This window comes from Pseudomonas sp. NLJ1, from assembly GCF_049486705.1.
Taxonomy (GTDB): Bacteria; Pseudomonadota; Gammaproteobacteria; order Pseudomonadales; family Pseudomonadaceae; genus Aquipseudomonas; species Aquipseudomonas inefficax.
Genome location: NZ_CP137735.1, coordinates 2990859 through 3013377, shown reverse-complemented (window position 1 = coordinate 3013377; position 22519 = coordinate 2990859). Strand labels below are relative to the sequence as shown.

24 protein-coding genes and 1 tRNA gene are annotated in these 22519 nt (G+C 63.1%); 10 read left to right on the top strand and 15 right to left on the bottom strand.

Translation table 11 applies throughout. The features are described 5' to 3' along the window. Positions 1-87 precede the first annotated feature (87 nt). Positions 88-1812 carry a fumarate reductase/succinate dehydrogenase flavoprotein subunit gene (locus R9B85_RS13515; RefSeq protein WP_112251244.1) on the bottom strand — a complete coding sequence of 575 codons (1725 nt, stop codon included), beginning with the start codon at positions 1810-1812 and terminating at the stop codon, positions 88-90. Next, a complete protein-coding gene (locus R9B85_RS13510; RefSeq protein ID WP_423770292.1) occupies positions 1809-2558 on the bottom strand; it encodes a GntR family transcriptional regulator in 750 nt (249 codons plus the stop codon). The genes R9B85_RS13515 and R9B85_RS13510 overlap by 4 nt, the downstream gene beginning before the upstream one ends. A 208-nt stretch (positions 2559-2766) precedes the next feature. Between R9B85_RS13510 and R9B85_RS13505 the strand changes: the two genes are divergently transcribed. From R9B85_RS13505 to R9B85_RS13480, 6 genes are all read left to right on the top strand, one after another. After that, positions 2767-2843 (top strand) — tRNA-Arg (locus R9B85_RS13505). A 210-nt stretch (positions 2844-3053) separates the two neighbouring features. Further along, positions 3054-3563: a hypothetical protein gene (locus R9B85_RS13500; protein ID WP_326433918.1), complete on the top strand. Its 510-nt coding sequence runs from the start codon at positions 3054-3056 to the stop codon at positions 3561-3563. An 11-nt stretch (positions 3564-3574) separates the two neighbouring features. Next, complete coding sequence (locus R9B85_RS13495; RefSeq protein WP_133969900.1) at positions 3575-4105, top strand: DUF5384 family protein; 531 nt, start codon at positions 3575-3577, stop codon at positions 4103-4105. 57 nt (positions 4106-4162) lie between these two features. Beyond that, positions 4163-4486 carry a hypothetical protein gene (locus R9B85_RS13490; protein WP_423770291.1) on the top strand — a complete coding sequence of 108 codons (324 nt, stop codon included), beginning with the start codon at positions 4163-4165 and terminating at the stop codon, positions 4484-4486. 174 nt (positions 4487-4660) lie between these two features. Continuing rightward, a complete protein-coding gene (locus R9B85_RS13485; RefSeq protein ID WP_112251216.1) occupies positions 4661-6391 on the top strand; it encodes a dipeptidase in 1731 nt (576 codons plus the stop codon). A gap of 233 nt (positions 6392-6624) precedes the next feature. Further along, positions 6625-7062, top strand: coding sequence for a CBS domain-containing protein (locus tag R9B85_RS13480; RefSeq protein WP_112251214.1), 438 nt, complete (start codon positions 6625-6627; stop codon positions 7060-7062). 6 nt (positions 7063-7068) lie between these two features. Here R9B85_RS13480 and R9B85_RS13475 read toward each other — a convergent pair whose 3' ends face one another. From R9B85_RS13475 to R9B85_RS13465, 3 genes are all read right to left on the bottom strand, one after another. Then, the gene (locus tag R9B85_RS13475) at positions 7069-7707 is read right to left on the bottom strand and encodes an NADH:ubiquinone oxidoreductase subunit N (protein WP_112251212.1); all 639 of its coding nucleotides are present in this window, start codon (positions 7705-7707) and stop codon (positions 7069-7071) included. A 69-nt stretch (positions 7708-7776) separates the two neighbouring features. Beyond that, positions 7777-8019 (bottom strand): DUF2789 domain-containing protein, encoded by a 243-nt coding sequence (locus tag R9B85_RS13470; RefSeq protein ID WP_112251210.1) that lies wholly within the window; start codon positions 8017-8019, stop codon positions 7777-7779. Positions 8020-8079: 60 nt separating this feature from the next. Beyond that, the gene (locus R9B85_RS13465) at positions 8080-8538 is read right to left on the bottom strand and encodes an aminoacyl-tRNA deacylase (RefSeq protein ID WP_003260230.1); all 459 of its coding nucleotides are present in this window, start codon (positions 8536-8538) and stop codon (positions 8080-8082) included. 98 nt (positions 8539-8636) lie between these two features. Here R9B85_RS13465 and R9B85_RS13460 point away from each other — a divergent pair, with 98 nt between their 5' ends. After that, positions 8637-9983 (top strand): NfeD family protein, encoded by a 1347-nt coding sequence (locus R9B85_RS13460; RefSeq protein WP_423770290.1) that lies wholly within the window; start codon positions 8637-8639, stop codon positions 9981-9983. Between the two features lie 2 nt (positions 9984-9985). Beyond that, the gene (locus tag R9B85_RS13455; RefSeq protein WP_025337287.1) at positions 9986-10738 is read left to right on the top strand and encodes a slipin family protein; all 753 of its coding nucleotides are present in this window, start codon (positions 9986-9988) and stop codon (positions 10736-10738) included. A 72-nt stretch (positions 10739-10810) separates the two neighbouring features. Here R9B85_RS13455 and R9B85_RS13450 read toward each other — a convergent pair whose 3' ends face one another. The 3 genes from R9B85_RS13450 to abc-f all read right to left on the bottom strand — a co-directional run bounded on the left by R9B85_RS13450 (position 10811) and on the right by abc-f (position 14140). After that, on the bottom strand, positions 10811-11443 hold the full coding sequence (locus R9B85_RS13450) for a LysE family transporter (protein WP_133969897.1): 633 nt from the start codon (positions 11441-11443) through the stop codon (positions 10811-10813). Between the two features lie 199 nt (positions 11444-11642). Next, a complete protein-coding gene (locus tag R9B85_RS13445; RefSeq protein ID WP_112251204.1) occupies positions 11643-12230 on the bottom strand; it encodes a mechanosensitive ion channel family protein in 588 nt (195 codons plus the stop codon). After that, a complete protein-coding gene (abc-f, locus tag R9B85_RS13440; RefSeq protein ID WP_112251202.1) occupies positions 12230-14140 on the bottom strand; it encodes a ribosomal protection-like ABC-F family protein in 1911 nt (636 codons plus the stop codon). Before abc-f ends, R9B85_RS13445 begins: the two co-directional genes overlap by 1 nt. Positions 14141-14190: 50 nt before the next feature. Here abc-f and R9B85_RS13435 point away from each other — a divergent pair, with 50 nt between their 5' ends. After that, a complete protein-coding gene (locus R9B85_RS13435) occupies positions 14191-14673 on the top strand; it encodes a TIGR02444 family protein (protein WP_112251200.1) in 483 nt (160 codons plus the stop codon). Here the strand turns inward: R9B85_RS13435 and R9B85_RS13430 are convergent. Then, positions 14649-15776, bottom strand: coding sequence for an AlgP family protein (locus R9B85_RS13430; protein WP_423770289.1), 1128 nt, complete (start codon positions 15774-15776; stop codon positions 14649-14651). The genes R9B85_RS13435 and R9B85_RS13430 overlap by 25 nt on opposite strands. 381 nt (positions 15777-16157) lie before the next feature. Between R9B85_RS13430 and R9B85_RS13425 the strand changes: the two genes are divergently transcribed. Then, positions 16158-16796 carry an FKBP-type peptidyl-prolyl cis-trans isomerase gene (locus tag R9B85_RS13425; protein ID WP_423770288.1) on the top strand — a complete coding sequence of 213 codons (639 nt, stop codon included), beginning with the start codon at positions 16158-16160 and terminating at the stop codon, positions 16794-16796. Positions 16797-16805: 9 nt separating this feature from the next. On the opposite strand, the gene rsd is transcribed toward R9B85_RS13425, so the two are convergent. From rsd to hemC, 6 genes are all read right to left on the bottom strand, one after another. Next, on the bottom strand, positions 16806-17276 hold the full coding sequence (rsd, locus tag R9B85_RS13420) for a sigma D regulator (protein ID WP_112251196.1): 471 nt from the start codon (positions 17274-17276) through the stop codon (positions 16806-16808). A gap of 230 nt (positions 17277-17506) precedes the next feature. Next, positions 17507-18013 carry a disulfide bond formation protein B gene (locus R9B85_RS13415; RefSeq protein WP_112251194.1) on the bottom strand — a complete coding sequence of 169 codons (507 nt, stop codon included), beginning with the start codon at positions 18011-18013 and terminating at the stop codon, positions 17507-17509. 222 nt (positions 18014-18235) lie between these two features. Beyond that, on the bottom strand, positions 18236-19474 hold the full coding sequence (locus R9B85_RS13410) for a heme biosynthesis protein HemY (RefSeq protein ID WP_112251192.1): 1239 nt from the start codon (positions 19472-19474) through the stop codon (positions 18236-18238). Further along, on the bottom strand, positions 19471-20571 hold the full coding sequence (locus tag R9B85_RS13405; protein ID WP_025337277.1) for a uroporphyrinogen-III C-methyltransferase: 1101 nt from the start codon (positions 20569-20571) through the stop codon (positions 19471-19473). The genes R9B85_RS13410 and R9B85_RS13405 overlap by 4 nt, the downstream gene beginning before the upstream one ends. Before the next feature lie 45 nt (positions 20572-20616). Next, a complete protein-coding gene (locus R9B85_RS13400) occupies positions 20617-21384 on the bottom strand; it encodes a uroporphyrinogen-III synthase (RefSeq protein WP_112251190.1) in 768 nt (255 codons plus the stop codon). Next, on the bottom strand, positions 21381-22322 hold the full coding sequence (gene hemC / locus R9B85_RS13395; RefSeq protein ID WP_112251188.1) for a hydroxymethylbilane synthase: 942 nt from the start codon (positions 22320-22322) through the stop codon (positions 21381-21383). The genes R9B85_RS13400 and hemC overlap by 4 nt, the downstream gene beginning before the upstream one ends. Positions 22323-22519 lie beyond the last annotated feature (197 nt).

Below are 22519 nucleotides of genomic sequence, written 5' to 3'. Positions count from 1 at the left end.
TTTACCCGCGAAGAATCCAACACGGTGGATGGCACCGGCTTCGCCGGTGTTCGCGAGTAAACCCGCTCCCACAAGGTGAGGTGTCGCTTAGGCGGCATCGGCTTTGACACGCAACCGGTCATAAGCGGTCTGCTCTTCTGTATCCAGGGCGACCAGGTAGGGTTCGACGGCCTTCTTGAAGCTGGTCATTTCACCGTTCTCGCCCTTTTTCAGATGGCAATGGCAGAACCACTCGCCATCGTTGCGCTCGGGGAAGTCCACTCGGTGGTGGTACAACCCCCAACGGCTTTCCTCGCGGAACAGCGAGGCCCGCGCCGCCATCTCGGCGCAATCGCGAATCACCGAAACTTCCATCGCACGCATCAGTTCATGAGGGTTGCTGGCTTTCATCTGGTCCAGGTCACGTTCGATCTCGGCAAAGCGCTCCAGGCCGATTTCCATTTTCCTGGTCACCTTCGGCGGCTGCAGGTAATCGTTGACCATGCGTCTGAGCTTGTACTCGACCTGCGCTGGCGGCAGGCCATGCTGACGCTGCAGCGGAGCAAACACCCGCGCGCGCTCGCGCTCGACCTGTTCGGCATCAACCTCGGCGAATTCGCGCCCGGTCACGTAATGCGCAGCGTTCACACCGGCAAACCAGCCGTAGGTGAAGGCCCCCAGCATGTAGTTGTGCGGCACCGCTGCCATATCGCCTGCGGCATACAGCCCTTTGACGCTGGTCTCGGCCTTTTCATTGACCCACACCCCCGACGCCGAATGCCCCGAGCAGAAACCGATCTCCGAGATATGCATCTCGACCATGTGCTGGCGATAATCGGTGCCACGCCCGGCGTGGAACTGGCCACGACTGGGGCGCTCGTTGCTGTGCAAGATTTCTTCGATGTTCTGGATGGTTTCCTCGGCCAAGTGATCGAGCTTGAGGAACACCGGGCCATTGCCGCCCTCGAGTTCCTGATGGAACTCCCACATCATCTGGCCGCTCCAGTAGTCGCACTCGATAAAGCGCTCACCCTTGCTGTTGGCGGTATATCCACCCAGTGGGCCGGTGACGTAGGCGCAGGCCGGGCCGTTGTAGTCCTTGATCAGCGGGTTGATCTGGAAGCACTCGAGGTTGGCCAGTTCGGCACCGGCATGGTAGGCCATGGCGTATCCATCACCGGCGTTGGTCGGGTTCTCGTAGGTGCCCATCAAGTAACCCGACGACGGCAAGCCCAGGCGCCCGGCCGCGCCGCAGGCAAGGATCACCGCCTTGGCCCGCACCACCCGGAACTCGCCGCTACGGCAGTCGAAACCCAGCACGCCAGCGGCCGCGCCTTCACCATCGAGCAGCACACGGGTGCAGACCATACGGTTGCTGATCTCGACCCGGGCACGCTTGAGCTGGCGGTACAACACCTTCTTGATGTCGTGGCCTTCGGGCATGGGCAGCACGTAGGCGCCCATGTGGTGAACCTTTTTCACGGCGTAGTCGCCGGTCTCGTCCTTCTCGAATTTCACGCCCCAGCGGTCGAGTTGCTCGATGGTTTCGAAGCTGTGGGTAGCGTAGGCATGCACCGTGGCCTGGTTGACGATACCGTCATTGGCCACGGTGATTTCCTTGGTGTACTGCTCGGGGGTGGCGTGGCCTGGGATGATCGCGTTGTTCAGGCCATCCATGCCCATGCTGATGGCACCGCTGCGCTTGACGTTGGCCTTGTCCAGCAGCAGCACGCGCAGGCTTTTGTCCTGCTCCTTGGCCTTGATCGCAGCCATCGGCCCGGCGGTACCGCCACCGATAACGATGATGTCGTAGTCCTGAGTCTGGATGCTCATGCCTTGCTCCCCTTCTGGCGGTCGATGCGCAGGCGGTACTGGAAAGCATCGCCGCGGTAGTAAAGGTGTTCGAAGTCCAACGGAGTACCGTCAGCGGCATGGGTCAGGCGCTCGATGCGCATGATCGGCGAGCCTTCTTCAACATCCAGGGTCTGGGTCAGGTCGCTGTCGGCCAGCACGGCATCGATGGCCAGGTCGGCGTGGCCAAGGGCAATGCCGCAGTCGTTTTCCAGAAGCAGGAAAATGTCGCGGGTGACGAGGTCGGCCTTTTCCAGCTTCTCGCCGACGGCCTTGGGCAACCAGGTCAGCTCCAGCGACACCGGCTCGCGGTTGATCAACCGCACCCGGCGGATCTCGGTGACCAAGCTGCCCTCCCCAACCTGCAGCCGCGCGGCCACCAGTGCATTGGCCGGCACATGGCGGAAGCTGCGCAGGCGGTTGATCACCTCGTAACCCATTTGCGTCATCGACTCGCCCAACCCCTGCAGGGTGCTGACGTTCTGGAACGCCTTGGGCTTGGCGACAAAGGTGCCCTTGCCATGGATCTTGAAAATCAGCCCTTCCTTCTGCAGGTCGCCCAGCGCCTGGCGCACGGTGATGCGGCTGACTTCGAAAGCCTTGCCCAGTTCGCTTTCAGAGGGCATGCGGCTATGCGATGGATAAGTGCCGTCGAGGATGCGCTCGCGCAGCAATTCCTTGAGCTGGGTGTAAAGCGGTACCGGGGAAAGGGGAAGCAGTTCGGCCATGGGATCTCTTCGCTGATCGAGTACTTGTTATAACAAGTTGTGACCAGAGGATAGAGGGCATAATAACTGCCATGGAAATATCGATATCGCATATGAATAGATGCGTTTTGTGATTGTCTCTGCCCGCCTCCCCTGTAGAGGAGTAAAAACGGCTACAGATCAAGGCGATGGACGCCATCGGATCAGATGGGTATCATGCGTGCGCGTTGCACTCGTAGCTCAGCTGGATAGAGTACTGCCCTCCGAAGGCAGGGGTCGTGGGTTCGAATCCCGCCGAGTGCGCCATACCTCTTACAAAGCCCGCCTTGCGCGGGCTTTGTCGTTTCTGCAACCCAGTGGCGGCCTGCTCGCGTTATTTCGTTTGGCGCTTATTGCAGCCGGCTTTAGTCCTGATGGCTTTACCTGATTGGATCCATCTGTCTAGAATAGTGGCATTATGCCTCATCCTTCAGATGGATCGTCGCAAGGTTAACCATACCCTCCAGGGAATCAGGAATGAAAACGCTGAAACACTGTCTGGCCTTGACTATCGCCGCCACCCTCGTGGGTTGCCAGGCGACCGGTGAGCAATACCAATCCGATGTGTTCGATGCCAGCCAGGTAAACACCCAGCAGGAAGCCAAGACCGTGAAAATCATCACGGTCTCGCCGACCAGGATCAAGGTCAGCAACGAGAAGAACCAGAAAGCCGCAATGATGGTAGGCGGTGTACTGGGTGCCCTGGGTGGCGCGGCGCTGGGTGCAGGCCACAACAAGGACACCGCGATCATTGGCGGCGTGGCAGGCGGTGGCGCCGGCGCCCTGGCCGGCTCCTTGGTCAGCGATACCTCGCTGGTGCCTGGTGTGCTGATCGGCTACTCGGAAAACGGCAAGATCTACACCTCCGCCCAGGTTGGCCGCCCGTGCGATTTCGAAGTGGGTGGCATCTCGCTGATGGTCATGACCATCTCCAACGAAACACGCATCCAGCCAAATGCGACCTGCCCAGATCCGAAAAAGAGCTGAGGCCTGAGCACATGAAACACTTTGTTCTGGGCACCGCCCTCGCATTGTCTGCGGCCACTGCCACTGCGGGCCAGTTCGATCAGCTCTACCAGATCGAACAGCAGACCAAGCAATCCGAAGCGGCACTGGAAGCCGAACGCCTGCGCCAGGCCGCCGCCGCCGAGCAGCGCGCCGAAGCCCGTGAAGCTGCTGCCCGCCAGCAGCGCGCAGCGGCCCAACGTGCCTCCGCGCAGCGTGCCGCCGAGAAACAACAGGCGCAAGCAGCCGAGCGCAAGCGCGTGCAGACCCGTGAAGAAGCCTACGAGGACGACCTTCGCGCGCTGGAGCTGGAAGAGCGTCGCCTGGCCCTGCAAGCGAAAAAGGCAAAGGTCGCCCGCGCCAACGACTACATCGACGCCGAACTGCGCGACAGCGCAGCACGCACCGATGTGATCCAGTCCAATGCCGACTCCGCACGCAACGTCACCTCGGGCGCCAAGTCGCTGCTCGAAGATGCCGGCAAGGCAGAAGTGAAACGCGCCGGCAGCCTGTTCGGCGAGTAACCATCCAGGTGCAGTCCCGGCCCGCCGGCCGGGGCCGCCCGTTGCAGAGACAACATCATGCTACGTCTGATCATGCTGGCCACGGCCGGCCTGCTGCTGAGCGGCTGCCTGCAGGAAGAAGCCAAGTTCCCCACCGTCGACCTGCACGGTCGCCTGGTCGTCGATCAGGAAATGACCGCCTCGCGTCAGGCGCAGGGCATACAGGGCGAGTACTTCAAGCGCGTCCTCAACGTGAATGGCCAGGACATGGCCTTCAACGATTTCGTCCAGCAGTACTGCCCGGACAGCAACACCCGCAACGAAACCTGCATCAAGGCCTTCCGCATCAAGAAGATCGATGATGTCAGCGGTGCCACGAGGTTCCTGCCCAACGGGCTGTAATCACCGTTCGAAGCACTGAAAAGGCCCCGGCAACTTGCCCGGGGCTTTTTCGTTTGTGCGACATGTCGCGTTTCTGGCACTCCCGTGCCACGGGTCATTGGTGTTAGCGTGGGCGTCTTCCCGTTTCCCGACGGGTAACCCACAACAATGACTGGCGAAGGAATGCGCACAACCATGCACCTGAAAAAACTCACCGCCACCACCCTGCTGCTGGCCAGCATCGGCCTGTTCACCCAACCGGCCCAGGCCAACCTTACCCAGCAGCAGTCCGCGGCCATCGTCAAAGCGTTCGACGGCAGCGACCCAAGCGACTTCAAGCAGTTCCTCGGCAAGCTCAAAGGCAGCGACCTGGCCAAGGCCGACAACCTTGCGGCAACCCTGGATGCCTACCTGGGCGGCAAGCCATTGGCGGCCGAGCAGCAGAACGAGATCAACCGCCTGCTCGGCCTGTATACCCGCATCAAGTACGGCAAGGCTGCCAGCGAAACCCTGCGTGAGCTGGTGGCCATCCCCACCTTCAATGTCGAGGGCACGCCGCAGCACGAGAACCCCGAGTTCCTCAGGATCGCCGACAAGATCAAGGCCTTGGCTGACAGCTTCGGCCTGGCTTTCCGCAATATCGACAACCGGGTGTACGAGATCTCGCTGGGCAGCGGCAAGGAAGTGGTCGGCATCCATGCTCACGCCGACGTAGTGCCAGTCAACCCGGACAACTGGAAGCTGGCCGATGGCACGCGCCTGGACCCGTTCAAGGTCACCCTGGTCGGTGACCGCATGTATGGCCGCGGCACCGAAGACGACAAGAACGGCATTGTCGTGGCGATGTACGCGCTGAAAGTGGCCAAGGACGAGAACCTGCCGCTGGCCCGCCAGTTCAAGCTGCTGATCGACACCACTGAAGAAACCAGCGGCGATGCCATCCCCTACTACTTCGAGCGCAACCCCACGCCCGACTACAACCTGGCCCTCGATGGCGGCTACCCGGTGGTCATCGCCGAGAAAGGCTACGGCACGATCATGGCAAGCTTCAGCAAGCGCCCGGCCAGTGGCAAGGGTGCCGAGATCGTCAACCTGACTGGCGGCCTGGCCACCAACCAGATTCCGACTACCTCGGTTGCGACCCTGGTCACCGACAACCCGGCGAAGCTGGCCAGCCAGCTGGAAAAAGCCGGTGCCGATTACGTGAAGCGCAATGGCGGCGACTTCAGCATCGTGGCCAAAGCCGATGGCAAGCAGGTATTGCTCACCGTGACCGGCGTTTCCGCCCACTCTTCGGAGCCGGAATCCGGGGTCAACCCGGTAGCGCGCATGCTCGGCTTCATCAACGGCCTGGGCCAGGATGTGCCGCTCAAGCACAACCACTTCACCGACGCCGCCCGCTACGCCGCCGACAACTGGGGCCTGGACTACCTGGGCAACAAGCTCGGCGTGGCCTTCAAGGACCCGTTCATGGGCCCGCTGACCGCCTCGCTGACCTTTGTCGGGGTGGATGAAAAAGGCCTGAAGCTGGCGGTGAACCTGCGCATTCCGAAAGGCAAGCCAATTGCCACGATCAAGGACGAACTGGCCGACAAGCTGGGCAAATGGACCCGGCAGAGCCATACCTCGGTGGCCTTCGACTACAGCCTGGACGAGCCGATGTACCGCAACCCCGAGGGCGAATGGGTCAAAGCCTTGCTTGATGTGGCCACCGAGAACCTGGGCATGAAGCACGAGTTCGGTACCTCGGCGGGCGCCACCTCGGTACACGACCTGCCTAACGGCGTGCAGTTCGGCCTGGCCATGCCGGATGTGAAGTACACCGGGCACAACGACAACGAGTTCAAGACCGTGGAGCAGTTCATGCTGGACTTGCAGGTAGTGAGCGAGATGGTGGCGCGGATCGGGCAGATGCCGAAGCTCTGAGCCAACTCTGCTGGCCTCTTCGCGGCTGAAGCCGCTCCCACAGGGACTGCACCGCCTTTGAAAGCTGTGCGCTCCCTGTGGGAGCGGCTTCAGCCGCGAAGAGGCCAGCACAGGCGACCACTCATGACGTTTTTCAATCGACTCGATGCCGTTTCCTGCATTGCCGTGCAGAGCGCCGTGCCGGATGCTTTATTTACTCCGAGACATCGCTTTTTCCACCCGCAGAGGCCCGTATGAAGACCGTCGAACAAATCCTCAAGACCAAGTCCCAGCACCAGACCGTGTACACCATCGGCCCGGATGACTCGGTACTCGACGCACTGAAGCTGCTGGCGGAGAAAAACGTCGGTGCGCTACCGGTGGTCGAGGGTAACCAGGTCGTGGGTATCGTCAGTGAACGGGACTATGCGCGCAAGCTGGTGCTCAAGGGCCGTTCGTCCGCCGCTACCCCCGTGCGCGACATCATGAGTGCGCCGGTGGTTACCGTGGAACCGAAGCAGAACCTCGAGTACTGCATGAACCTGATGACCAACCGCCACCTGCGCCACCTACCGGTGGTCAGCAATGGCGAACTGCTTGGCCTGCTGTCGATCGGTGACCTGGTCAAGGAAACCATCGCAGAACAGGCAAACCTGATCCTGAAACTGGAGCAATACATCCGCGGTGAATAAAGCGTCTCAATGGTAGGCGCGCTCCAGTTCGTCCAGCTGATGGTCAAAGCTGCGCAGGCGCGCCGACCAGGTGTACACCAGCACTTCCAGGTCCCGGTTGAGCACAGCGGTGTTGCCATGGCCGCTGCGGGTCGGCTCACCCAGGTCCAGCTGGTAGCGTTCACGAGCCATGGCCTGGGCCACGCTGGACAGGTCGCGGGCATTGGCCAGCCAGTGGTGATGGTGGTCATGAATTTCGCGGTCGAGCAAGCGGCACTGGCGTTTCAACGCATCCAGGCTCTGCTCCAGCGGCGTGCCCTTGAGTTCGCCCATGACCTCTTCGAAGGTGCGCCCCGAATGCCAGTAGCTGCCCCAGAAATAGCGGTCGAACACCGTCTCGACGCGGCGTAGCGCAACCTTGGTGTTCCAGATGGTCAGCAACGTTCGCCCCTGCACCACCTCACGCTTGTTCAGGTGCAGCTGCTGCCAGGCGATCCAGGTCAGCGCCACCAGTGCAACTGCCACAGTGACGGCGGCAGCGGCATACAGGAAGTGCACTGCCTGGTTCATCTGTTGCGTTTGCCTGATGCCGTAGAAATAACTGGCCGTCAACGTGCCCAGGATCGTCACGGAGCACCAGAAACCCGGTGCGTAGGGATCTTTCATCGCGCTATCCCCTTGTTGTTTTCCTGAGCATAGCAACGGCCAATCACTCGTCAGGCACCACTCGGCGCTTTATTTTTTGCGTGGGTGCAGCGCCTCGTTCAGTTGGTCGATCATCGGAATCCAGTCGTCATCGGCAATGTACTTCTCTTTCAGGAAGGCACGCTGGGAATCGTTCCAGAAAGGTGCATCAACCAGCTTTATATCGTCGTCGAGCGGCGAATGGGTGGTGATGAAACGGTCGATTTCGACCGGATCGTCTGGCAACCCCAGCTGTTGGAAAATCTCGGACAAAGGATGAATCGGCTTATCCATGGTTCCTCCTCGTCGCCAGACCGGTCGTCGACGATGCCGGCCCGGCATGGGTTGAGAGCATCAGCTGAGCTCACGCACTTCGGCGCGCGGCACCAGCTTCAGGTACTGCTCCATGCTCATGTGAATCAGATGATCGTGATCACCCGCCTCCAGATAGACATCGCCTTGGCGGGTAAGACTCGAATCAAGCAGCATCTTTATCTGATAGGCATCGCCCAGCGCCGGTACGGCACCGCGCTCGCAGTCGCCGAACAGGCTCGGCAGGCCGCTTTCACGGGTCAGTTGCCATGCCCCGGACATGCGCACCTTGGTCATGTCCAGATGCCGGTTGGCCGGTAGTACGGCCATGATGTAGTTGCCATGACGGTCATCGAGCATCACCGACTTGGCGACCCGCTCGGCGGGCACGCCGGCCGTGCGGGCCGACTCCAGGCTGGTGGCCGAATGTGGATGGGGAATGATGTCGTAGTCGCAGTTGGCCTTGTCCAGGCGATCCTGCAGGGTCTTTGCCATACGCATGATGCACCTCCGGTTTCGTCCCCCAATTTCCAATTTTAGGCCGGGTACCAGCAGGCAGGGCTAAACTTGTGCAATAGAGGCAAACGAGGTGACGACAGGTGATCGCCCGCTGCTGGCGCTGGCTGTTGCTGCTGTTGCTGCTTGGTATGACGCCAGGCGGTCAGGCAGCGCCCGGTGCAGTGTGGGTGCTGGGCATCGATGATGCCATCGGCCCTGCCAGCGCCGACTACCTGGTGCGCAGCCTCAGCCAGGCCCAGGCGCAGGGCGCGCAACTGGTGGTGATCCGCATGGACACCCCGGGCGGGCTGGACAGCGCCATGCGCCAGATGATCAAGGCGATTCTCGCCAGCCCCGTGCCGGTCGCCACCTTCGTCGCCCCCAGTGGTGCCCGCGCCGCCAGCGCCGGCACTTATATCCTCTATGCCAGCCATGTCGCAGCCATGGCGCCCGGTACCAACCTGGGTGCCGCAACCCCCGTGCAGATAGGCACCACGCCAGGCACGCCCAAGGACGACAAGGCCGAAGGCAGCGATGACGAAACCCTTGCGCGCAAACAGGTCAACGATGCGGCGGCCTACATACGTGGCCTGGCGCTGCTGCGCGGGCGCAATGCCGACTGGGCGGAAAAGGCTGTGCGCGAGGCGGTCAGCCTGTCCGCCAGCGAGGCCTTGCAGCTCGATGTGATCGACCTGGTGGCCGATGACGTACCCGACCTGTTGCGCAAGCTCGATGGCAAAACGCTCAATGTCGCTGGCCAGCCCCGGCAGCTGCAGACTGCCGGTGCCAGCCTGGTCGAGCACCTGCCGGACTGGCGCACCCGGGTGCTGGCGGTCATCACCAACCCCAGCGTGGCGCTGATCCTGATCATGATCGGTGTGTACGGCCTGCTGTTCGAGTTCATGAACCCCGGCTCGACGGTGGGCGGCGTGGTCGGCGGCATCTGCCTGCTGCTGGCGCTGTATGCCCTGCAGCTGTTGCCGGTGAGCTTCGCCGGGGTGGCGCTGATATTGCTCGGCATCGCCTTCATGATCGCCGAAGCCTTCCTGCCCAGTTTCGGCGTGGTCGGCTTTGGCGGCATTGTCGCTTTCGTGGTCGGCGCGCTGATCCTGATCGACACCGATGCCCCCGGTTTCGGCATCCCGCTGGCCCTGATCGGCACCCTGGCGCTGCTCTCGGCGCTGCTGATCGGCGGTGTGCTGGGCATGGCCCTCAAGGCCCGCCGACGGGCCCTGGTCAGCGGTGACGCCGGCCTGGTCGGCAGCCTGGTCACCGTCACCCAGGTGAAGGCGGGCAACCCGTTCTGTGGCTTTGTGCTAGCCCAGGGCGAGCAATGGCAGGCGCAGTGTGCAACGCCACTGCAAGCGGGCCAGAACGTGCGGGTGACCGCGCGCCATGGCGTCATGCTGGAAGTGAGCGCCGCCGCGCCCGCGGCGCAAGGAGAATGACCATGTTCATGCAATTGGGCTTCGGCGCGGTACTGATCGTGCTGGCGATGCTGTTGCTGTCGGCGTTTCGCATCCTGCGTGAATACGAGCGCGGCGTGGTGTTCCAGCTGGGGCGCTTCTGGCAGGTGAAGGGGCCGGGGCTGATCCTGTTGATCCCGGTGATCCAGCAAATGGTGCGGGTCGACCTGCGCACCGTGGTGCTGGATGTACCACCACAGGATGTGATCACCCGCGACAACGTCTCGGTCAAGGTCAACGCCGTGGTCTACTTCCGCGTGCTCGACCCGCAGAAGGCGATCATCCAGGTCGAGGATTTCCTCGTGGCGACCAGCCAGCTGGCCCAGACCACGCTGCGCGCAGTGCTCGGCAAGCACGAGCTGGATGAACTGTTGGCCGAACGCGAGCAGCTGAACTCGGACATTCGCCAGGTGCTGGATGCACAGACCGATGCCTGGGGCATCAAGGTGGCCAACGTCGAGATCAAGCACGTCGACCTCAACGAATCGATGGTGCGCGCCATTGCCCGCCAGGCCGAGGCCGAGCGTGAACGGCGGGCCAAGGTGATCCATGCCGAGGGTGAGTTGCAGGCGTCGGAGAAGCTGATGCAGGCGGCGCAGATGCTGAGCAAGGAGCCGGGGGCGATGCAGTTGCGTTATATGCAGACGCTGGGGACGATTGCCGGGGACAAGAGCTCGACCATCGTCTTTCCGCTGCCGGTGGATTTGCTCAAGGGGTTGGTGGACAAGCAAAAATAGCGGTGGCCGCTACACAATCCCTGTAGGAGCGGCCTTGTGTCGCGATGGGCTGCAAAGCAGCCCCCGGACCTATCAGACAGGCGCGCGGCGCAGAGTCGCCAGGAAGGTAGCCGCACCAATGAACAACCCGGCGAACGTCCGATTCAAACGCTTCTGCTGCTTGGGCGTACGCAGCAAGCGCAAAACCCGCGCCGCCAACCCGGTGTACCCCGCCATTACCAGCATGTCCACGGTGACCATGGTCACGGTGATCGCCACATACTGCGGCAACAGCGGTTCATGCGGGTTGATGAACTGCGGCAGCACCGCCAGCATGAACACCAGCGCCTTGGGGTTGCTGACGTTGACCAGGAAGCCACGGAACACCAGGCTCAGCGGTTTGCCAATCGGGCGCACGGCGGATTCGTCGCTCATGTCCATCGGCAAGGCGCGCCATTGCTTGTAGGCCAGATAGACAAGGTAGGCGACGCCGAACCATTTGATGACCTGGAAGGCCGTGGCCGAGGCGGCAAGGACGGCGCCGACACCGGCGGCGATGATGGCGATCTGCAGGATCAGACCCAGTTGCAGGCCCAGGGCGTTCCAGTAGCCACGCCAGAAGCCGTATTGCAGGCCGCTGGACATCGAGGCAATCGCCCCGGCACCGGGTGAAAGGCTGATAACCCAACAGGCGGCAAAGAAGCCCAGCCACACTTCCATCGACATCACACACCTCGCTCGAACATATGTTGCAAAACGTTAAGCTAAGGTTTTGGTGAAAAAATAACCAGTAAATTCTGCAGGATTTGTTCTGCCTGTACCGGCCTCTTCGCGGGTAAACCCGCTCCCACAGGTATCGCGCTGTCCCCAAGGGCTGTGGAATTCCTGTGGGAGCGGGTTTACCCGCGAAGAGGCCGGTGCAGGTTCAGTCAGCCTCGGCGGACGACTCTTTGTGCATGGACTGCACCTCAGCCCCCCGCCAGCGCCGCACCGACTTCTGGAAGAACTGGCTATTGGGCACCTGCACCAGCGCCCCGCCCGTCTCGGGCATTTCCATCAACGTGGTGAACAGCAGGTTGATGGCAATCACCCGGCCTTTCACGCCCGGCTTGTCCAGGGTGTCGACCAGTTCGACCACGTCACCGATGCGAAACGGCCCGACGGTGAAGATCAGCACCGCGCACAGCAGGTTGGACAGCACGCTCCACATGGCGAAGAAGGCCACTGCCGCCACCGCGACGAAGCCGGACAGTGCTGTCCACAGCACTGTCGCCGAGACACCCAGGCGTTCCAGCACGAACAGCAACGCGCTGCCCATGATCAGCCAGCGCAAGCCGCCACGCACCGGCACCAGCAGCTCCGCTGGCAACGGGTAACGCTGGCCCAGGCGGCTCAACCCGCGCGCAACGATGCGCTGCAGGACGAAGGCCGCGACCAGGATCAACAGGATCTGCAAGCCCAGCCAGAAGGTGTCCATCCATTGCCCTGGCAGCAGCGAACGCAGTTCCTCCATCAGGACAGCGCCTCGAGCTCGGCCTGCATGCTTTCAAGAGTTTCCAGCGCTTCCATCCAGGCCTCTTCCAGTTCCCCTTCGCGCTGCTTCAGCTTGGTCTGGCGCGCCAGCAGATCACGCAACTCGTCCTTGCGCGACGCGTCGTAGAGGCCACCATCACCTAGCGCGGTCTCGATCTCGGCCAGTTGCGCATGCACCTGGTTGAGCTCGGCTTCCAGCTTGTCGGCGGCCTTCTTGTGCGGGGCCAGTTGCTGGCGCAAGGCTGCGGCGGCCTGGCGCTGGGCTTTCTTGTCGGTCTTGTCCGGGTTGACCGGGGCGGTACTGGCCGGCGCGCTGCGCTGGCGGTACTCGACCAGCCAGCGGCTGTAGTCGTCCAGGTCACCATCGAAGATGTCGACCTTGCCGTCGGCCACCAACAAGAAGTCGTCGGTGGTGCTCTTGAGCAGGTGACGGTCGTGCGACACCACCACCACGGCACCGGCAAACTCCTGCAGGGCCATGGTCAGCGCCAGGCGCATTTCCAGGTCGAGGTGGTTGGTCGGTTCGTCGAGCAGCAGCAGGTTCGGCCGCTCCCAGGCAATCAGGGCCAGCGCCAGGCGTGCCTTTTCACCACCAGAGAAGTTCACCACCGGCTCGTCGACGCGGTCGCCATGGAAGTCGAAACCGCCCAGGAAGTCGCGCAGGGTCTGCTCACGCTCGGTGGGGGCAATGCGCTGCAGATGCAGCAGCGGGCTGGCCTTGTCGTCCAGCGAGTCCAGCTGGTGCTGGGCAAAGTAGCCCACGGCCAGGTTCTCTCCCCGCACCAGGCGGCCCGACAGTGGCTCGAGCTCGCCTGCGAGGTTCTTGATCAGGGTCGACTTGCCGGCACCGTTGGGGCCGAGCAGGCCAATGCGCGCACCGGGGGTGAGCTGCAGCTTTACCTTGTCGAGAATTGCCTTGTCACCGTAGCCCAGGCGGCCTTCGGACAGGCTCAGCAGCGGGCTGGAGATTTTCTGCGACTCGCGGAAGACGAAATCGAACGGCGAATCGACATGCGCCGCCGACAGTTCTTCCATGCGCTCCAGGGCCTTGATCCGGCTCTGGGCCTGGCGGGCCTTGGTGGCCTGGGCCTTGAAGCGGGCAATGTACTTTTCCATGTGCGCACGCTGGGCCTGCTGCTTCTCGTAGGCCTGCTGCTGTTGCGCCAGGCGCTCGGCACGGGTGCGCTCGAAGGCGGTGTAACCGCCCTTGTACAGGTTCAGCTTGCGTTGCTCGACATGCAGCACATGGTCGACCACGGCATCGAGGAAGTCGCGGTCGTGGGAGATCAGCAACAGCGTGCCGGGGTAGCCCTTGAGCCAGTCCTCCAGCCACAGGATAGCGTCCAGGTCCAGGTGGTTGGTGGGCTCGTCGAGCAGCAGCAGATCGGACGGGCACATCAGGGCCTGGGCCAGGTTCAGGCGCATCCGCCAGCCACCGGAGAAGTCGCCGACGCGACGGCCCATCTGTTCGTTGGTGAAGCCAAGGCCGGCCAGCAACTTGCGTGCGCGGGCGTCGGCGGTATAGCCGTCGGCGCTATCCAGCTCAATGTGCAGGCGCGCCAGGGCGGTACCGTCGTGAGCCTGCTCGGCTGCGGCCAGTTCAGCCTGGACCTTGCGCAGGCGCACGTCACCGTCGAGCACATAGTCCACGGCCAGGCGGTCAAGGGTGTCGACCTCCTGGCGCATGTGGGCGATGCGCCAGTCACCAGGCAACTGACAATCGCCGGCATCGGGCGACAGCTCACCGCGCAGCAAGGCGAACAGGCTGGATTTTCCGGCGCCGTTGGCGCCGATCAGGCCGGCCTTGTGACCGGTGTGCAGGGTCATCTCGGCGCCTTCTAGCAAGCGCTGCGGACCACGCTGTAAAGTGAGGTTGGATAGTCTGATCATGATGGTCGCGGAGTCTACCAGCTTCCTCGGCCCATAGCGCGAGTGGAACCATGCACACCGACCTGTGGAATCACGCCCTGGCCCTGTACGCCAGGCCCGGCGTGGAAGCCGCCTGCCTTGACCTGCAGACACTGGGTGGCGATGTCTGTCTGCTGCTGTGCGCAACCTGGCTGCAGGCGCGTGGCGTGGCCGTGCGAGAGGGACGCGTAACAGCATTGCGCGAGATTGCCGAGCCCTGGCAGCGCGACGTGGTCAACCCGTTGCGCAGCTTGCGCCAACAGTGGCGAGCAGCAGCGCAAGGTGATGCGCAGCTGGCGGTGCTGCGGGAGCAAGTGAAGGGATTGGAATTGCAGGCTGAGAAGGCCTTGCTGGAACGCTTGCAGGAGCGTTCGCGACAGTGGCCGGTGGGCGCCCATGAACCCATGGAAGACTGGCTGGACCGGCTGGCGCCGGACCAGGCCCGCCACCACGACGCGCTAGTTAATTTGCGCGTCGCGGCGGCAGCACTTCAGGACGCCGAAGACGGTGCCTGAGCCGGGGTGCTGGCAGGTGCCGATGATGCTACCGAGGCTGCCGGGGTGGCCGAGTTGGTCGCGGCGGCCGGAGTGCTGGCGGCTGGCGTAGCCGGTTTGGCTTCGGCTGGCTTGCTGGCAACAGGCTTGGCAGCTGCGGGCTTGACGGCCGCACGTGTTGGAGCCTTGGCGGCAGCTGGCTTGGCAGCGGTAGTGGCCTTGGCGGCTGGCTTGGCTGCAGGCTTGGCAGCGGTAGTGGCCTTGGCGGCTGGCTTGGCTGCAGGTTTGGCAGCAGCAGTGGCCTTGGCGGCTGGCTTGGCTGCAGGTTTGGCAGCAGCAGTGGCTTTGGCGGCTGGCTTGGCTGCAGGTTTAGCAGCAGTGGCTTTGGCAGCTGGTTTGGCTGCAGGCTTGGCAGCAGCAGTGCCCTTGGCAGCCGGCTTGGCTGCAGCAGTGGCCTTGGCGGCTGGCTTGGCTGCAGCAGTGGCCTTGGCGGCTGGCTTGGCTGCAGGTTTAGCAGCAGCAGTGGCTTTGGCAGCTGGTTTGGCCGCAGGTTTGGCAGCAGCAGTGCCCTTGGCAGCCGGCTTGGCAGCAGCAGTGGCTTTGGCAACTGGTTTGGCCGCAGGCTTGGCTGCAGGCTTGGCTGCAGCGGTGGCCTTGGCAACTGGCTTGGCTGCAGCAGCCTTGGTGACGAGTTTGGCGGCTGCCGGTTTGGAAGTCTTGGCAGCACGCTGGTCAAGCGCCTTGGCTGCAGCTTCACGAACCTTGCCTACACCTTGGGCCAGCTTGAGGCTGTCCTGGGCATCGCGCTTGAGTTGCTGGATATAAGAACGGGTCTGGGTTTGACGTTCCTTGAGGGAGTCGAGCAGCTCTTCAAGTTCGCCAATGGCTTTTTGCGCCTTGGTCTGCGCCTTGGCTTTACCTGCCTTGGCCGCGTCTTGCAGTTTCAGGCGACCGTTGTGCAGTTTCTCCTGAGCCTTGCCACGCTGCTTTTCCAACTTGGCCAGCAGTTTTTCCGCATCAGCCAGCGCTTGCGAGCAGGCATCTTCCAAGTGTTCGAGCAAGCTGCCCGAAAGTTGCTGGAGCAGGTGTAACGGCGTGCTTACTGGCTTCTTTTTAGCCGACATGGTTTACCTCCTGGCTGACGAGTTTGCGGCTCATACTATGCTTCTGCTGCTACCGCCGCTAGGGCATGTTGACAGTATTATTTACGCCGCGTTGCATGCCTGGGCAAAGTTGTTATCTTGCAGCTCCGAGCAAGTGTAGTTGCTGAATAAATCATTGCTGATATTTGGCAGTTATCTGTACTGCACAGCCCCTCTGTAGGAGCGGCCTTGTGTCGCGATGGGGCGCGGAGCGGCCCCCGGTTTCAGCGCCAGGGCAAATATCGCCGGGGCTGCTCTGCAGCCCTTTCGCGACACAAGGCCGCTCCCACAAGGACCATGAAAAGGCCAATACAAGTAGTGAACACTGGCATACTTCCCCGCTCATTGGCGCAGGAACTGACCATGTCTCGATATCTTGTTTTAGGTTTATGCCTGCTGGCACCCATCGCCTTGGCCGACAGCAAAGAACATGACCTTGCCTACAGCATCGGCGCCAGCCTGGGTGAGCGACTGCGCCAGGATGTGCCTGACCTGCAGCTGGATGCGCTGATAGAAGGCCTGCGCCATTCCTATGAGGGACAACCGCTGAAACTCGACAAGGCACGCATGCAGGCCTTGCTCCAACAGCAGGAAGCGCAGGAAGGCGATGCCGCCATGCAAAAGCTGCAAGTTGCTGAAACACGCTTCATGGCCAACGAGCGTGGTCGTTATGGCGTACGCGAACTACCGGAGGGCGTGCTCTACAGCGAACTGCAAGCAGGTACGGGCGCGCAGCCCAAAGCCGGTGGCAAGGTGCAGGTGCGTTATGTGGGCAGGCTGCCAGATGGCTCGGTGTTCGACCAGAACCAGACGCCCCAGTGGTTCAGCCTGGATTCGGTGATCGAAGGGTGGCAGGTAGCCTTGCCAAAGATGCACGCTGGCGCCAAATGGCGCCTGGTGATTCCCTCAGCGCAAGCCTATGGCGCCGAGGGCGCAGGGGACCTGATCGCACCCTACACACCCCTGGTGTTCGAGATCGAGCTGCTGGCGGTTGGCGATTGACGCCAACCCTCAGGCCTGGACCGCGCCTTCTTCCTTGTGCGCGTTGTGCAACACTTCGATCAGGCAGTCTTCCAGCTCGAAGCGCTCGTGCAGCAGGCCACCCAGCTTGCCCAGCTTTTCGGCAAAGCGTTCGGTGTCCTTGCACTCACCCTTGGCGCAATGGTCATTGAAGGCCAGTGCGATCTGAGTACTGTCATTGATCCGTGGGTTGATCTCTTCGGCCAGCTTCAACGCCTTCTCGTCTCCGAAGGCCTTGGCCTCACTGACCAGCTGCTCGCAGACCTCGAAATGCCACGCCGAAACGTAGTCGACAAGGAGCGCACAAAACTCCCCGTTCGTGTCCTTGTCGGCGAAGGCCGGCTTCGCATCGCGCAATGCGCGGAAAGCCTGCACCAGTTCCTGGCGCTCCTCCAGCCAGCGGTCGATCAGTTTATGAACCCCACCCCAGCGTTCCTGAGCGTTCTGGCAACTATCGAGCATGGCTATCTCTTCCCTTCTGGGTAGATGCCGCTGCACCTCGCACCACGACCATGCAGCACAAAGGTGACATCAGCAGGCGGCATCGAGCAGTTGTGTTTTCGGTATGCGTGCTGGGAGATTATTCCCGCACGGGCTGGCCTTCAAGGTACGCAGCGGACAAAGTTCATACAAGTGTTTAATACCCTGTTACACGGCCATTGGTCGTACCAATGGCGCAACCTTGCGCCAGGTCATGTTCTCGCCAGGCTGCGGAAACGATACGCCAGCAGGCAGCTCAAGGGCAGCAACGCCAACAGCAGGAAAGCCAGCAGGCTCCACTCGGGCAGGGTCAGGTCGAGAAAGCTCCAGGTCAGAGAGCTGCAATCCGGGCCGCCGAACAACAACTGCCGGGCCGCCTCGCCCCAGGATTGTTCGAACAGCCGACCGAGCGGCACCGGGCAGACAGGGATGGCCCCGTCATCCCCTTGCAACCAGACATGTCGCGCTGCCAGCAACGCCCCGGCCAGCGAACAGCCCAGCGTTGCCCGCGCGTAACAGCGAATGCCCGCCGTACCCGGCGCCTGCAGCACTGCCGCCAGGCACAGCAGCGCGTACACGCCAAGCAGCAGCCGCTGGCTGAAACACAACGGGCAGGGCACCAGCCCGAGGACGCTTTCCAGGTGGACGGACGCGGCCAGTACCGCCAGTGCAGCAAGGCAGGCAGGTAGGAAAAAGGTGCGCAAACGGGCCGGCAGCATGGGCGGTGAAGGTCCCGGGATAATGAAGTGGCTTGAAACGGTAGAGGAAAGACGCGCTTTGTTTCAAGGCGCGACGGCAATGACAAGTCGCTGAATCGCGAAGGAAATTTCCAACCATGCGGTAGGAAACGTCTGAAGAAATGGACTGCAGATCTAACTTACATCGAAAGGAAAGTTACCTGCCCCCCGGAGCCCGCACCTTTGCGCGGGCCCTGGGGTAGGTCAGGCGCGTACGCCTTCGGGCAATGGCAGGGCTAGCAGGCGCTCGTCAAGCAGGCCGAGGCCCTCCTGGAACAGCTGGTTGCTGCGCTCGGTCTCGCCAAGGCCGGCGAGCAGGCGCGCCAGCTCGGCACAGGCCTCGGGGTTGCGCTCCATGCGCAGGCTGCTTTCGAGGTAGTCGCGCGCCTTGCCCCACAGGCGGTTCTGCAGGCTCAGGCGGCCCAGGGTAAGCAGCAGGCTTGCATCTTGGGGGTGGGCCTTGAGCCAACCTTCGGCCGTTTGCAGCTGGCGCGCCGGGTCATCGCCACGCACCAGGCCGTACAGGCGGGCCAGGTGGCTTTCGTAGTCACGCTTGAGGGCAGTGCGCAGCACCTGTTCGGCTTCGCTCTGGGCGCCCACTTGGCGCAGTTGCTCGGCATAGGCCAGCACCAGTTGTGGCTCCTGGCGCTGGGCTGCGGTCAGTTGCTGCCAGGCGCGCTCCAGCGCCTGACGGGCACTTTGCGCATCCTCGCCACGGGTGCTGGCCAAGCTCAGGTTCTGGCCCCAGGCACGTTGCTCGAGGGCCGCCAGTTCGGTAGCTGGCAGCACCTTGTGCTTGCGCAGGTCGGGCAGCAGGCGGATCAGTGCCGACCAGTCGCCGCGCTCCAGATACAGGCGCTGCAACAGGCGCAGCACCTGGCTGTTGTGCGGGTGGCGCTCCTGCATGGCCAGCAGGGTTTCCAGCGCACCATCGCTTTCGCCACGGTCCATCTGTAACTGCGCATGGGTCAGGGCGATGGCCAGTTCCGCTTGCGGCTGGCGCTCCAGGGCACGCTCCAGCAGGTTGTCGCTGTCTTCGGTACGGCCTTGCTCGTTGGCCGCACGCGCGGCACCGAGGTAGAACAGCAGCGGCTGTCGCTCGGCCTCGGCAGCCCGGTGCAGGTGGCGCTGGGCGCTGGCCCAGCGGCCCTCGGCGAGGTCCAGCTGGCCCTGCTCGATGGCCAGGCGAATACGCCGGCTGCGGTTACGCCGCGACCACGGGTTGACCACGCCGCTGGAGGTCAGCACCAGGCCGACCAGGTAGCGCACCAGCCACAGCAGCAGCACGACGGCCAGCAAACCCGCCAGGGCCGCCCACAGCCCCGACTGGTAACGGAAGCTGCCATACGAGATCAGCACGTAGCCGCTGTGCTTGGCGACCGCAATACCCAGCGCCGCGGCGACCACGATCGCCAGCACGGCCAGCAGGTAGACACGTTTCATGGTTTGCCCCCTTCTGCCTCGGCCGGCAGGTGGCGGCGCTGGATATAGGCCTGCACTGCAGCCAGGCTTTCGCTGAGGTCAGGGGTAACCACCGACACCGGCTGCTCGGCCAGGGCATTGAGGCTGTCAAGCATGGCCTTGCTTTGCGGGTTGTCGGCGTTGAAGTTGGCCAACAGTACGCTGCGGGCGTCGTCCAGCGCCTGGGTGTAAACCTTGCTATCGCCATTGAGCGCTGCCCACTGGGCCTGCTCGATGGTCAGGCTCAGGGCCAGGCGCAGCTGGTTCAGTTGCTGCCCGGCCAGTAGCGGACGCACGTTGTCATCGGCGTTGAAGTCGATCTGGAAGTACTTGGAGATCTCGGCCCACCACTGGGACAGGCGACTGGCGCCGTCACCATCGGCGGTGAGCGCGCCCAGGGCATCGGCATTGGTGTCGAACTCCGGCGACTGGGCGCTGAGTTGCTGCACCAGCTCGCGCTGAGCGGCCAGTTTCAGGAACAGGCCGGTACGGTCCGGTTGCTGGGTGCTGTTGAGCGTGGCCAGGCTGCGCGCCAGTTGCTCACGGGCGGCGAAGGCACCCGGATCGCTCTGCTCGCGCAGGATCTCGTCGGCACCCTCTACCAAGGCCTTGGCACTGGTAATGTCCTGCAGCGCAGACAGCCGCAGGGTGGCCAGGCGCAGCAGGTGCTCGGCCTCGGCCAGGCGCCATTCCTTGCGGCTTTCGCCCAACACGGTTTCCAGACGCTGGCTGAGGCGTTGCTGGTCGCCTTGCAGCTGTGCCACCAGGCGGCGGCGGTCTTCCAGCTCGCTGGCCGCCGGCAGGCTGGCCAGCTGTGCGCTGATCTGCTGTTCGCGCTGCTGCAGGGCCTCGGCGCGCTGGTTCAGCGCCTCGATGTGCTGGCCCTGGTTGAATTCGCTGCCTTGCAGCTGACGCACCTGCCAGACACCCCAGCCACCTACCGCCACTCCGGCCGCGCCCAACAGCAGGGCCAGCGTTGCCAGGCCACTGCCGGAGCGCTTGGCAGGTGGGGCGGTGACGGGTTCCGCCGGCGCCTGTGCCGACGGCTGATCGTTATTGGACAAGACAGTCTCGCTCACGTATCCATCCTTTGCATGGGGGCGCATCGCGTTCAGCTTAGCGCCTTAAGAGGCAGGTGCAGCGCTGCGCTGCACGGCTACCAGCAAGGCCGTGGCACTGGCGCCACGGCAATCCACAACCTGTTGGGCCCCGGCGGCCCTGGCCTGGTCTGCAACCCGAGGGCTGGGCACGAACAGCGGCAGACGCGCCAGCTGCGGCCAATCGGCGCCGGCCATCTGCTGCAAGTGTTCAAAACCCTGCCCACTGCTGACCACCAGGCCATTGAGGCGTTCCGCTTCGATGCGGCGCATCAGGGTGCCCGCCGGGTAAGCCGGCAGGCAGCGACGATACAGTTCCAGATAATCGACACTAGCACCTTGCTCTGCAAGACGCTCTGCCAGCAGTTCGCGACCTCCGACACCACGAACGATCAAGATCCGCGGTGCCGGCGTGGCAACTGCCTGGCGCAGGACCGGCAGTGCCAGCAAAGCTTCGCTGTCATCGCCACTTGGCGGGAAGCTCACCGTCAGGCCCGCCCGCTGCAGCACGGCGGCGGTCGCCTCGCCCACAGTGAACCAGCCTTGCACGGGTGGCTGCAGGCCGGCATCGGCCAGTTGCTCAAGCAACAACCGGGCTGCCGGCTTGCTGACCACAATGATCGCCTGGAAGCCCTGCAGGCCTTCCAGCAACAGGCGTTGCTGGTTATCCATAGCGACGGGCTCGATTGCCAGCAGCGGCAGGCAGCTGCTGGCTACCCCCGCCGCTGCCAGGCTTTGCGCCAGTGCCGCACAATCCTCGGCAGGCCGGGTCAGCAACAGGCGCCAGGAGCTCACGGGTGGCCGGCCTCGCCGTAGACTTCCTTGAGGATGGCCTCGGCGCCCTGCCCCAGCAGGTCCTCGGCCACCTGCACGCCCAAGGTTTCGGCGGCAGTACGGGGTGCGCGGGCATCGGCCACCAGCAGTGTACCGCCGCTGGGCTGGCCTACCAGGCCACGCAGCCAAAGCTGGTCACCTTCCAGCACCGCATAGCAGGCGATCGGTACCTGGCAGCCGCCATTCAGGCGTTTGTTCAGGGCACGTTCGGCCACCACCCGGTCGGCGGTATCGGCATGATGCAGCGGCGCCAGCAGCGCATGGATTTCCTGGTCGGCGCTACGGCACTCGATGCCCACCGCGCCCTGGCCGCCAGCCGGCAGGCTGTCATCGACGCTGATGGTGGAGGTGATTCGTTCTTCGAAGCCCAGGCGGATCAGGCCGGCGGCGGCGAGGATGATGGCGTCGTACTCACCGGCATCCAGCTTGGCCAGGCGAGTGTTGACATTGCCGCGCAGGAAGCGGATTTGCAGGTCCGGGCGACGCGCCAGCAGCTGGGCCTGGCGACGCAGGCTGGAGGTGCCGACGATACTGCCGGCAGGCAGCGCTTCGAGGCTGTCGAAGGTATTGGAAACGAAGGCATCGCGCGGGTCTTCGCGCTCGCAGATGCAGTACAGGCCCAGGCCTTCGGGGAAGTCCATGGGCACGTCCTTCATCGAATGCACGGCGATGTCGGCTTCATTGTCCAGCAGGGCAGTTTCCAGTTCCTTGACGAACAGGCCTTTGCCGCCGATCTTCGCCAGCGGCGCGTCGAGCAGCTTGTCGCCACGGCTGACCATGGGAACCAAGGTCACCAGCAGACCGGGGTGAGCCTGCTCGAGGCGGGCTTTGACGTATTCGGCCTGCCACAGGGCCAAGGCACTTTTACGGGTGGCAATGCGGATTTCGCGAGTGGACATGGAACGCCCCGATCCAGATAAATGCTGCCGATGATAACAGCATCGCCGGTATCGCTAGCAGATGTGGATCAGCTGAGGGCCTCTTCGCGGCTAAAGCCGCTCCCACAGGTTCATCACTGCCTTCAGAGCGGCACCATACCTGTGGGAGCGGCTTCAGCCGCGAACAAGGGCGCAGCCCTTACCATGCGGGCGCCGTA